This window comes from Sphingomonas trueperi (assembly GCF_040545665.1).
GTDB lineage: Bacteria > Pseudomonadota > Alphaproteobacteria > Sphingomonadales > Sphingomonadaceae > Sphingomonas > Sphingomonas trueperi_B.
This window is the reverse complement of sequence record NZ_JBEPMH010000003.1, coordinates 423,171-434,174: the sequence shown is the minus strand read 5'-3', so window position 1 is coordinate 434,174 and position 11,004 is coordinate 423,171. Positions and strand designations below refer to the sequence as shown.

The 11,004-nt window shown below is 63.5% G+C and carries 9 protein-coding genes and 1 pseudogene; 3 read left to right on the top strand and 7 right to left on the bottom strand.

Going from position 1 to position 11,004, the window contains the following annotated elements:
• Positions 1–176: 176 nt before the first annotated feature.
• The 4 genes from ABIC65_RS12855 to ABIC65_RS12840 form a co-directional block, all read right to left on the bottom strand.
• Complete coding sequence (locus ABIC65_RS12855; RefSeq protein WP_354309200.1) at positions 177–1,577, bottom strand: Nramp family divalent metal transporter; 1,401 nt, start codon at positions 1,575–1,577, stop codon at positions 177–179.
• A gap of 276 nt (positions 1,578–1,853) precedes the next feature.
• A complete protein-coding gene (locus tag ABIC65_RS12850) occupies positions 1,854–2,426 on the bottom strand; it encodes an HdeD family acid-resistance protein (RefSeq protein WP_354309198.1) in 573 nt (190 codons plus the stop codon).
• A gap of 24 nt (positions 2,427–2,450) precedes the next feature.
• On the bottom strand, positions 2,451–3,161 hold the full coding sequence (locus tag ABIC65_RS12845; RefSeq protein ID WP_354309197.1) for a hypothetical protein: 711 nt from the start codon (positions 3,159–3,161) through the stop codon (positions 2,451–2,453).
• Between the two features lie 115 nt (positions 3,162–3,276).
• Positions 3,277–3,852, bottom strand: a complete 576-nt coding sequence (locus ABIC65_RS12840) for an outer membrane protein (protein ID WP_354309195.1) — start codon at positions 3,850–3,852, stop codon at positions 3,277–3,279.
• Between the two features lie 268 nt (positions 3,853–4,120).
• Here ABIC65_RS12840 and ABIC65_RS12835 point away from each other — a divergent pair, with 268 nt between their 5' ends.
• Positions 4,121–4,480, top strand: coding sequence for an HdeA/HdeB family chaperone (locus tag ABIC65_RS12835; RefSeq protein WP_354309193.1), 360 nt, complete (start codon positions 4,121–4,123; stop codon positions 4,478–4,480).
• Between the two features lie 183 nt (positions 4,481–4,663).
• On the opposite strand, the pseudogene ABIC65_RS12830 reads toward ABIC65_RS12835, so the two are convergent.
• A pseudogene (locus ABIC65_RS12830) lies at positions 4,664–4,786 on the bottom strand (transposase); the annotation flags it as partial.
• A gap of 320 nt (positions 4,787–5,106) precedes the next feature.
• Between ABIC65_RS12830 and ABIC65_RS12825 the strand changes: the two are divergent.
• Positions 5,107–6,591, top strand: a complete 1,485-nt coding sequence (locus ABIC65_RS12825) for an ATPase domain-containing protein (RefSeq protein ID WP_354309191.1) — start codon at positions 5,107–5,109, stop codon at positions 6,589–6,591.
• 71 nt (positions 6,592–6,662) lie between these two features.
• Positions 6,663–8,603 carry a response regulator gene (locus tag ABIC65_RS12820; protein ID WP_354309190.1) on the top strand — a complete coding sequence of 647 codons (1,941 nt, stop codon included), beginning with the start codon at positions 6,663–6,665 and terminating at the stop codon, positions 8,601–8,603.
• A gap of 320 nt (positions 8,604–8,923) precedes the next feature.
• Here the strand turns inward: ABIC65_RS12820 and ABIC65_RS12815 are convergent, their stop codons facing one another.
• The gene (locus tag ABIC65_RS12815; RefSeq protein ID WP_354309394.1) at positions 8,924–9,946 is read right to left on the bottom strand and encodes an MsnO8 family LLM class oxidoreductase; all 1,023 of its coding nucleotides are present in this window, start codon (positions 9,944–9,946) and stop codon (positions 8,924–8,926) included.
• 37 nt (positions 9,947–9,983) lie between these two features.
• The gene (locus tag ABIC65_RS12810) at positions 9,984–10,985 is read right to left on the bottom strand and encodes an MsnO8 family LLM class oxidoreductase (RefSeq protein ID WP_354309188.1); all 1,002 of its coding nucleotides are present in this window, start codon (positions 10,983–10,985) and stop codon (positions 9,984–9,986) included.
• Positions 10,986–11,004: the final 19 nt, after the last annotated feature.

Sequence of the window (11,004 nt, the reverse complement as noted above, 5' to 3'; positions counted from 1 at the left end):
GAAGCTGTGGCCGTTTCGTTTGCCTTGCAGGATAGAAGGTCGATTATATCCGCCTTCACTTCCATAATATCTTCGTATGGGAACACTGCGGTTCGTGCGAAATCTTCGACGGGTTGGGGCAAGTCCGTTTAATCTGCAGGGGGCTTCCACGCGGTGTTATCGCTGACCCAAGCATCTCAAGACCCCATAATATGAATGGCGTCCTGAAGGCTGCCCGGAAGCCCGACCACGTCGAACACGGTGATCACGATGGCGGTGATCCAGCCCAGGATGAGCAGCACCTTGGGCGTCGCCCAACCACTGGTGAACCGCTTGGCGCTGACGAAATGGAGGAGCGGAAACATGGCGAACGGCAGCTGCATGGCGAGCACCACCTGGCTCAGCACCAGCAGATCGTTGATGCTGCCAGCGCCTTTAAGACCGATCACCAGGACCGCGGGGATGATCGCCATGAGGCGTGTGATGATCCGCCGCTTCCACGGCGCGATGCGCCAGTTCATGAAGCCTTCCATGACAACCTGGCCCGCGATCGTCCCAGTGATCGTGCTCGACTGCCCTGAGGCCAGCAGCGCGACTGCAAAGATGACGCTCGCGACGGCAGAACCGATAGCGGGCGCGAAGGTCAGATAGGCAACGCGGATCCAGTCGGTATCGTCGTTCAGAACATAGCGATGTCCGTCGACGATCAACGCGCTTCTCCCGTGGAAGACTACCGCTGCCAGAATAAGGATCCCGGCATTCACCAGAAATGCGAGCGATAGGGAGACGACGGTGTCGACGGCGTTGCAGCGTAGAGCGATCTTCTTCGACGCGACATCGTCATGGGTCTCGCGGCTCTGCACGAGCGAGGAGTGAAGATAGAGATTGTGAGGCATCACCGTCGCGCCGATGATTCCGACCGCCACACTGGCCATGCCGGCCGTCGCTAGGGTCGGGTGAACCAGCGCCGTTCCGATCTGACCGAAATCGGGGCGCGTGCCGGGAAGCACGAAGAGTTCGATGAAGAATGAGCCGGCGATCGTGAGAACGAGGACCAGAACCACCCGCTCGATCGTGCGCATGCCGTGGTGTTGCAGCAGGAGCAGCAGAAACACGTCGGCCGCGGTCATGATGACAGCCCAGAAGAGCGGCACGCCAAAAAGGAGGTTGATCGCGACTGCGGAGCCCAGCACCTCGGCAAGGTCGCAGGCTGCAATCGCGATCTCGCACAAGATCCATAGCGGGAGCCTGCTCCAGGAGGGATACCAGGCGTGGCAAGCCTCGGCGAGGTTCTTGCCGGTGACGATCCCAAGCTGAGCCGCTAGCATTTGCAGAACGATAGCCATGGCGCTGGCGAGTGCGACTACCCACAGCAGCCCATACTGATACATGGCGCCGGCTTGAAGATCGGTGCCCCAGTTTCCGGGGTCCATATATCCGACGCTCACGAGCAGCGCGGGGCCAAGATAGGCGCGGTATTGTTTAAGCGACGATGCCGACCAGTGGGGGACGGAGATCGAGCTTACCAGACGATGCAGCGTCCAGGCTGTCGACTTGCCGGCGAGGAGCGCAGGCTGTCTAGGCGGCTTTCTGAACATCGTCGGCCTTTCAGTAGCGCAGAAGGGTGAGCGGCCTCGTGGGCGTCGCCTCGTGAAGCGAAGGCGGTGGTCAGATCGCGGCTTTCGCCAGTCGCGGGAGCCGTCAGCTTGCCGCGGCGTATGTGTCATCAGATGCGACCATGTATCGGAAGGTGCCACCATCCTTAGGTGTGAGCCGCAGGCCTACGGGCGTCTCAGGCAACGCTCACCGCCACACCGTGAGCGCAAAGCGGCAAAGACGCGGCGACTTCGTTCGGCGAAGCCGCCGCGCTTGGCTCAGGCGTGGCCGAGTTTGCCGAAGCGGTGGTTGAGGCGCCGCAGGCGGACCGAGGCCCGGATTGTGGTCAGGCCGCTGGCCATCAGGCTAACCGCGATCAGCATGCTGATGAGCGGAATGCCCAGCCTCTCCCAATCCATCGCGAGGATCACGGCGACCACGAGATCGATGACACCGGTAATGATGAGCGGGAGGCGCTCCGCAGGGGTGCGGAAGGCGGTCGTCAACTTGAGAATGCCGCCGATCGCCAGCCACAGGCCGAGTGCCCAGAGGAGGCTGAAGGCGCCGGCGAACGGATCCACGAGGATCAGCAGGCCAGCAGCGATCGAGATGCCGCCGATGAACAGGTCGAGCGAGTGCCCTCTGCTCGGCGCCGTGCTGAAGTTGTTGACCATCGAGAGCACGCCGAGGGCGATCATCGCACAGCCGAAGTAGAGGCCAAGGGCGAATGTGCTCGCAAATGGGTAGAACAAGGCGGTGAATCCTACGAGGACCAACAGGACGCCTTGGAGCGATGTGAGATACCAGTGGTGCGCGCTTTGGCGCACCACGTTCATCCGATTTGCCACCATGGGACTAACTCCTGATCTCTTGACTTACGACCCGAAGTTGTAGGGGATCGACAGATAGCCGATGTTCGCGCCGCCCTCGGCGTGAATCGTCGCGTCGAAGTCGACCGTCTTCTTCGACGGCGGCACGTGTTGGAAATACAGCCAGCCTTCGAGTGAGCCGCCGGGATCGAGAATGCCCTCGGGCAGCACGTTCCGGCGCATTTCGGGCGTCGGCAGCTGAACGTTCGCGAAAGCGGTGTCGTAGTAGGTCCAGCCATAGGGCTGGCCGTAGAAGCCGCCGCGATACCAAGGCATGCCCGGGTAGAGGCCGGCATAATAGGGTGCGACACGGAAGCGATTCCACCGGAAGGCCGGATCGGTGATCGGATAGTAGCTGCCCACCGGCAGGTTCGTGGTGGCCGAGCTGTCGATCTTGTAAAGCGGGAGCGCTGCGTAGCTGGTGCCGTCGGTCGCATCGAGCTTGAAGTCGGCGTAGCGGATACGAACCGGCTTGGTGCCATTGTTGGTGATCTTGACCTTGATCGGGGTCACCGCGCTCTCGATGTCGACGATGCCGGGGAAGTTCGGCGTCATGGTGACGATGTTCACGCCAGCTGCGCTGGACGTGGCGCCGCCGTGCGGCGCAAGCGTTGCGCCCGGTGCGGGATGCAGCTGGCCGGCGCATGCCGAAAGACCGAAGGCGCTGGCGGCGAGGAGCAGGACAGTGGTGGTCTTGGTCAGGTGTTGAGTGTTCATAACAGCCTCCATGTGAAATGTTGAGGCGCGAGCTGAAGGCTCAGATGAGCAACTTCATGCATCTCCGCGCGATTTGTTGGTGAGAAGAGAGCAGCGTCGACTGCTCGACGGGACTTCAGAAGCGGAGCCCCACGCCGCCCAGGATCTGGTTCTGGTGCAGGTGGTCGCCGTATTGCGAAAAGCGATACTCGCCGTTCACGAAGACCTGACGGGTGACTGCCCATTCGGCACCAGCACCTAGGCGGTATCCGCTGTGGTCGTCAGCGAAGCGCGCAGCCGGTTTTGAACCCGTCGAGACATCCTCGTAGCGGTCGCTGAACCGTGCGTTGGTGTAGCCGACCTTGCCGTAGACGAGCAGCTTGGGGGCCGCGGTGTAGCCGAGCCGCACGCCTGCATAGAGGTCGCGATCGGAGCGTCCGCATTCGCGAGCGCTCGCACCGCCAGCGGGGTAGCGCTTGCAGGCATCCTGGGTGGAGTCAGCAATCCCGACTTCGGGACCGATGCGCAGATTGCCAGCCGCCACGTCGTAACCGAGCGTTGCGCCATAGTCGAAGCCGTCACCGGCCAAACCGTTGCCTGCCACGCGACCCCAACCCGCGTCCGCACTCACACGGGGGCCGGTGAAGCGGGGACTGTCCTGGGCGAAGGCAGGCGCTGCTGTCCCGGCGAAAGCCAGTGCAGCGAGCGACAAAAGCAGTCTTCATGTTCTTCCTTCGAGTTCCTAAAGCCTGACTGGCAAGCAAGAATCTGGCAGGAAAAATGATATCGATGAGAGATACCCAAGTATGTTGAAACTTTGGTATTAGATTTGCCGGTCGGGTCGCTGGCCCCGGCTGCATAAAACCTAAGTTCAATACGAAATCTCGGTGCCCGTGATGATCATTGCGGGGAGGCTAGTTGCAGGACCTTCATGGCAACTTGCCCGGAATCACCCACTGCTGATCACACGGAGAAATGACATGAAAATCATCGCCGCATCTGCCGCCGCTGCCCTGCTCATGGTCGGCTCGCTGGCTGTCCAGGCCAACGCCCAGACCTCGGGCGCCACTGCGAAGAATGGCGTCGTCACGTCGCACCAGTTCGTGAAGACCCGCTCGGGCGAGAAGGAAGTTTCCTGCCGCGGCTTCATGGGCCTCGAAGACAAGTTCAAGCCGGAGGCCGTCGCCTACGCGATCGGCTACAACAAGGCCAAGCGCCCCGACGATGCCGTGGTGGACGTGACCGGCGTCAATTCGCTCGTTCCCGTCGTGGTCAGCACCTGTGTGACGACTCCGGCGGCGCCGCTGCACGCCGCTGTCGCCAAGGCAGTCAAGAAGTAACCGTGTCTGGCTGGGCGAGGGGCTGTGGCTCCTCGCCCATGCCCCAAAACCTCGATCTTCCTTGCACTTCCAGCCCCGCTGCTGCCAATCGGCGCCCGGCGCCTCAGGCGCACACAGGCATTGATTTGCGCCAGTCTACGCTGTCCAGCCGCCGCGCTGATAGCGGCGCACTAGGGCTAGGACTCACAATAGCCACATGACGCTGGCGGCGAGATGGATGCCGCCAAGGAAGACGGCAGCGGTGCGGTCATAGCGCGTAGCGAGGCGCCGGCAGTCCTTGAGGCGGCAGAACATGCGCTCGATCGCACATCATGACGCTAGCCGGTGCGACCCCGTTCATCGCGCCGAATGACCGAAGCTGCCCAAAAGCTGCCGATTGGCTCACGCCCCGCCAGGTGACCTGCTCCCCGTTTTCAGGCGGCCGATAACTTAGCTTCGGTGTCCCCATTTCTGCACGCGGTCGCTGTGAAAACATGACCTCGCTTCAATCCGATCAAACTATCGGGGTCTATCGCCATCGGGCTCGACTTGCTAACAACCGGGAACAAAACGCAATTTCGCGACTGTAAGGTCGGACGTGGGCGCGATGCAGGGCACCCGCTACCGGACGCTCGGCAGGAGACCATATGCCCGTAGCCAACCCTCAAGCGACCATGGGAATTGGTGGCCTCGACGACGTGCTGAGCGGCGGCCTCGAACGGGCGCGCGTTTTCCTACTCGAAGGCAGTCCCGGCACAGGCAAGACGACGATCGCGCTGCAGTTCCTGTGCGCCGGCGCGGCATCGGACGAGCGCTGCCTGTACATCACGCTCTCCGAGACCGAGGAGGAACTGCGCGCCACCGCCACCTCGCATGGTTGGGATCTGCAGGGCGTGGAACTGTTCGAACTGGTGCCCCCCGAAAACCTGCTCGACGAGGAGCAGCAGCAGAGCCTGCTCTACTCCTCCGATCTGGAGCTGGGGGAGACCACCCGCCGCATCTTCGATGCGTTCGAACGCGTGCGCCCCGATCGGGTGGTACTGGACAGCCTGTCCGAGATCCGGCTGCTTGCGCAAAGCTCGCTCCGCTATCGCCGGCAGATCCTCGCGCTGAAGCATTATTTCGCACGGCAGAACGCCACTGTGCTGATGCTCGACGATCTGACCACGGATGCGAACGACAAAACCGTGCACTCGATCGCGCACGGTGTCGTTCGCCTGGAGGAACTTGCTCCCGAATATGGACCGGAGCGCCGGCGGCTGCGGGTGATCAAATATCGTGGCCGGCGGTTCCGCGGCGGCTTTCACGATTTCGCGATCGAGACCGGTGGCGTACGCGTGTTCCCCCGGCTGGTATCCGCCGAGCACAAGCGACCGGTAGATCGCGCGGTGCTGGGCACCGGGATGGCCGAGTTCGACGCGCTTCTGGGTGGCGGCGTTGAGCGCGGCTCCAGCGTGCTGGTGCTGGGTCCCGCGGGAACCGGCAAATCGATTATGACACTCACTTTCGTGCGCGACGCCATCGCACGCGGCGAGCGTGCGGCGATGTTCGTGTTCGATGAGGAGCGCGGGCTGCTGATCGAGCGCGCCAAGGGCCTGGGCATCGACCTACAGGCGATGATCGACGCGCAGATGCTGGTGCTGGAGCAGGTGGATGCGGCAGAACTTACGCCGGGCGAGTTCTCCGAGCGCGTTCGCGTCTGCGTCGAGACCCAAGGCGCGCGCACCGTCGTGCTGGACAGTCTCAACGGCTATCAGGCGGCCATGCCGGGCGAGAATGCGCTCGTCCTGCACGTGCATGAGCTGCTCCAGTATCTGAACCGCCGCGGCGCTACTACCTTCCTCACTGTTGCGCAGCACGGCCTTGTCGGCGACATGAAATCGCCGGTGGATGTCACCTATCTGGCCGACACCGTCATCTTGCTGCGCTATTTCGAGGCGCTGGGCCGGGTGCGGCGCGCCGTTTCCGTCGTCAAGAAGCGTACTGGGCCGCACGAGGACACGATCCGCGAATACCGCATCGGCGAGAACGGGCTCACGCTGGGGCCGCCCTTGGCCAATTTCCAGGGCGTGCTCCGCGGCGTTCCCGTCATGGTCGGCGAGGCAGCCCTGCTCGACGATCACGACGCGTGAAGCACAGCACGCTCTCGGAGCGGGCGCTGGTGCTAGCCCCACGCGGACGCGACGCGACGATCGCATGTGCCATGCTGGGCGAAGGCGGGATAGCAGCAACTCCCTGCGCTTCGCTCCTCGATCTGATCGTGGAGTTGGACGCTGGAGCCGCCTTCGTGCTGGTGACCGAGGAGGCGATCACCAGTGCCGACCTCAATCCGCTCGCCGACTGGCTCTCGCGCCAGCAGGAATGGTCGGACATGCCTTTCGTGCTGCTCACCACCCGCGGCGGGGGGATCGAGCGCAATCCGGCAGCGGTGCGGTACCTCGATGTGCTCGGCAACGTCACCTTCCTGGAGCGCCCCTTTCATCCGACGACGCTGATCAGCCTCGCGCGCTCGGCGCTGCGCGCCCGTAAGCGGCAATATGAGGCGCGCGCGCGCCTCGCCGAACTGCGTGAGGGCGAAGCGCGGTATCGCACGTTGTTCGATACGATGGACGAGGGCTTCGCCGTCATCGAGTTTCTCGATGGTCCCGAGGGCGAACTGTCGGACTATGTCCATGTCCAGGCAAACCCTGCCTATGAACGGCATACCGGCATCGCAAACGTCGTCGGTCAGAAGGTGCGCGAGATGGTGCCCGACGAGGCCGAGGGCTGGATCGCGCTCTATCGGCAGGTGCTCGTCTCGGGTGAGCCGATCCGGTTCGAGCGCGAGCTGGTTGCCACGCACCGTCACCTCGAACTCTCCGCGTTCCGCATCGAGCCGGCGCACCGAAGGGAGGTTGCGGTCCTCTTCCAAGACGTGACGGAGCGGAAGCGCGCCGAGCGGGAACTGCGTGAGTTGAACGAAGGGCTGGAAGCCCGCGTCACCGCGACCGTAGCCGAGCGCGAGACGGTGATCGCGCAGTTGCATGAGGCGCAGAAGCTGGAGACCATCGGCCAGCTGACCGGGGGCGTCGCCCACGACATCAACAATCTGCTGACGCCGATCACCGGCGCGCTCGATCTGCTGAACCGGCGTTACGGCGCCGACGACCCGCGTTCAGCGCGGTTGCTCGATGGCGCGCTGCAATCGGCGGAGCGCGCCAAGATCTTGGTCAGCCGTCTGCTGGGTTTTGCGCGCCGGCAGGCGCTGGAGACCCGCGCGGTCGACATCGGGCAGCTGTTCGAGGGAATGCGCGACCTGATTGCCAGTTCGATCGGGCCCGCCATCGAACTGCGCATGCTTCCCGTCCACGATCTGCCTGCGGGGATCGCGGATCCGAACCAGCTCGAGCTGGCCATCCTCAATCTTTGTGTCAATGCCCGCGATGCAATGGAGGGTGGCGGCGTTCTTACCATCGCCGCGGACCGCGTTGTGCTTGGCCCGGACAGAACGGGCAAGCTCAATCCCGGTGCCTATATTCGCATGACAGTGATCGATACCGGCTCGGGTATGGACGAGGTGACGCTCGCCAAGGCGGTGGAGCCCTTCTTTTCGACCAAGGATGTCGGGAAAGGGACCGGTCTCGGCCTGTCGATGGTGCACGGGCTGGCGGCGCAGCTCGGCGGCGCATTCGAGCTTCAGAGCAGTGTCGGCCAAGGCACCCGCGCGGACCTGTATCTGCCCGTCGCCACTGCGGGGACGGCCCAATCAGCGGCGCGGATTCCCGCCGCTCGCAAGCCGGTGCGCCCGCTCCGGCTGCTCCTGATCGACGACGAGGAACTAGTTCGCCGGGGCACCGCTGAGATGCTGCGCGAATTGGGTCATGAGGTGCACGAGGCCGCTGGCGGTGCGCAGGCGCTGGCGAAACTGCGCACCGGTATCCAGATCGATGCCGTGGTATCGGACTATATGATGCCGAGGATGAACGGCACGGAAGTGGCGGAGCGTATCCGTGAGCGGCACCCACATATGCCAATCCTCATCGTCACCGGTTACGCTGGAGGCGACCTGGATCTGCCGCTCCCGCAACTCGCCAAGCCGTTCCGGCAGGTCGATATTGCAATGGCCATTGATAAACTGATCGCCGCGCCCACGGTGTACCGATAGGCAGTACCGGGGCCGCCCCGCCGGCGGTGCCGTCGCTCACTGCTTGGCTTCGCCGTCCCGTTGAATTCGCCACCCGTGCGCACAATACCCGCTTCGGCCTAAAAGGTCCCCCGGCTATACTGTGATGCCCATCAAGCGGATCTTGGAGTGCCGGCTCCTGACGAAAGCCACCATTCGACATACCGCCTTGGAACGGCAGAAATGTCCCCAATTCAGGCCCACCAACAGGAGTGGGAACTCAAATCGCGCGCCGTCGGTCGGAGGTCGTGACCGGGGGAGCGGCTGAGTTCACTTTCCCGCCGTCGCTCATCCAATGCGATTCACTCGCCGATCAGCGCTTCTGCCAGCCCGGCCAGCGTGCGCAGTCGATTGGGCGAGGTGTTCGGCGCGTCACCCCGATAGGCGGCGGCCACCGGGTTGATCATCATCTCGTCGACGCCCAGCCGTTCCGCCAGAGCAGCGATTTGCCCCGCCGCGCCCGCAGGCGTATCGATGATCCACGTCCGTCGGAACATCGCGAGCAGGTCCTCGTAACGCGCCGGGAACGCGACCTCGCTAGCCTCTTCCACCAGCATCTGCCGATCGACCTGATCGCCAGAGCGGAAAGCGCACATGAAATAGAGCTGCGAGCGTGCGAGCCTCTCGGCTTCCTCTACCGTGTCCCCAATCACGACGATTGCAGACAAGAGCGTGGTAGGGACGTCGCACTGGGCGCTCGGCTTGAAGCTACGGCGGTAGGTGTGAAACGCCTCCTCTACGCCTTCGCCGGTGATGTGGTAGCCGAAGGCGTAAGGCAGGCCCAGCTCTCCCGCCAGGCGAGCTGAATAGGCGGATGTGCCCAGGATCCACATCGGAGGAGCGGCCTCGGCATTGGATGTGGCGCAGAGCCGATATTCCTCATCGGACAGTTGGAGGACAGCACCCGCCGGGTTGAGCAGGGCTTGTAGATTTGCAAGCGCCTGCGGGTGCTCCGCTCCGCTGCTCATCGGTCCGCCGCCCTTCAGCATCATGCTTGCGATCCGGTCGGCGCCGGTCGATCGTCCGATCCCGAGATCGAACCGTCCGGGGAAACAGGCTTCAACCATCGCTGCCTGTTCCGCGATCAGGAAGGGCGAGTAATGCGCCAGAAGGAAGCAGCCGCCCACCCGGATCGACGACGTGTGCGAGGCGATCACCGAGGACAGGATGGCCGTCTGGCCGGCAGCAACGGCAGCCACGTTGTGGTGCTCGCCGAGCCAATATCGATGGTAGCCGAGCGCTTCGGCCTGCCGTGCGAGGTCGACAATGGAGGCCATACAATCGGCGGCGGTCTGGTTGCTTCGGATCGGCCCGATGTCGAGGATCGAGAGTCGGAAGGGGAACTGTGCTATCGCCGCCTCCTCAGACCAGCGCCAGCGAAGGCAGCTCGAAAGCCTCCGCGACGAGTTGGAAGGCTTCGATCTTGTCGGCGAGTGCGTGGCTCATGGACGCGAGCATCACCTCGTCCGCCTGATAGCGCTCTGCCCGAGCGAGGATCTGGTGGCGAACCTCGTGCGGGAGGCCGACGACCTCTCGATTGGAGATCTGGTCAAGATACGCACGTTGGCGCGGCTCAAAGTCGATCGCGCTCAGGGTATCATGGCTCGGCAGCATCCGCGGGTAGCGACCAGAGTCCCGCATCAGGCGGAAATAGTCGGAGGTCTTGCGCACCTCCGCCAGCTTTTCCGGCGTGGACGCGCACACGAAGTTCACCGCAAGGATGACCCGAGGTTCGGGCATCTCGGCGGACGGCACGAAGTTGCGGCGGTATTCCGTGACGGCCGCCTCGTCTGCCTCAGGGTTGATGAACAGTGCGATAGCAAGACCCATGCCCTTCTCGGCCGCCAGTCGGCCACTTTGCGGTCCGCTGCCGGCAGACAGCAACCAGAGGGGAGGCGCGGTTCTTACCGCCGGCATGGCGAGCGCTCGCTTGCACTCGTCATGGAAGAAGCGGTCGAGCTGCTCGACCTGTTCTTCGAAACCGACGCCGCGGCCGGAGACAGGGGCCAGAAGGGAGCGCGAATAGGCATCGCCGCCGCTCGCACGCCCAATGCCGCAGTCCACCCGACCGGGATAGAGTGCCTCCAGCATGCGGAAGATCTCCGCCACGTGATAGGCGCTGTGGTTGGGCAGCATCACACCGCCTGAGCCGATGCGGAGCCGTTGGGTGTGGGCGCCGATTGCCGACAACAGCACTTCGGGTGCCGACCCTTGAAGCACGGGCATGTTGTGGTGCTCCGACAGCCAAAGGCGCGCGTAGCCCATCGCATCGAGCGCCTTGGCCAGGGTGAGGGTGGAGTTGATCGCATCCTCAGCGCTTGCGCCTTCGGACAGGGTGGATTGCTCAAGCACTGAGAGTTTCATCGGGTTTTCTCGATTTTTT

Excerpts from the sequence above, each read along its gene's own strand:
- ABIC65_RS12855 (WP_354309200.1), bottom strand. The coding sequence starts at position 1,577 with ATGTTCAGAAAGCCGCCTAGACAGCCTGCGCTCCTCGCCGGCAAGTCG.
- ABIC65_RS12850 (WP_354309198.1), bottom strand. The coding sequence starts at position 2,426 with ATGGTGGCAAATCGGATGAACGTGGTGCGCCAAAGCGCGCACCACTGG.
- ABIC65_RS12845 (WP_354309197.1), bottom strand. The coding sequence starts at position 3,161 with ATGAACACTCAACACCTGACCAAGACCACCACTGTCCTGCTCCTCGCC.
- ABIC65_RS12835 (WP_354309193.1), top strand. The coding sequence starts at position 4,121 with ATGAAAATCATCGCCGCATCTGCCGCCGCTGCCCTGCTCATGGTCGGC.
- ABIC65_RS12825 (WP_354309191.1), top strand. The coding sequence starts at position 5,107 with ATGCCCGTAGCCAACCCTCAAGCGACCATGGGAATTGGTGGCCTCGAC.
- ABIC65_RS12820 (WP_354309190.1), top strand. The coding sequence starts at position 6,663 with ATGCTGGGCGAAGGCGGGATAGCAGCAACTCCCTGCGCTTCGCTCCTC.
- ABIC65_RS12810 (WP_354309188.1), bottom strand. The coding sequence starts at position 10,985 with ATGAAACTCTCAGTGCTTGAGCAATCCACCCTGTCCGAAGGCGCAAGC.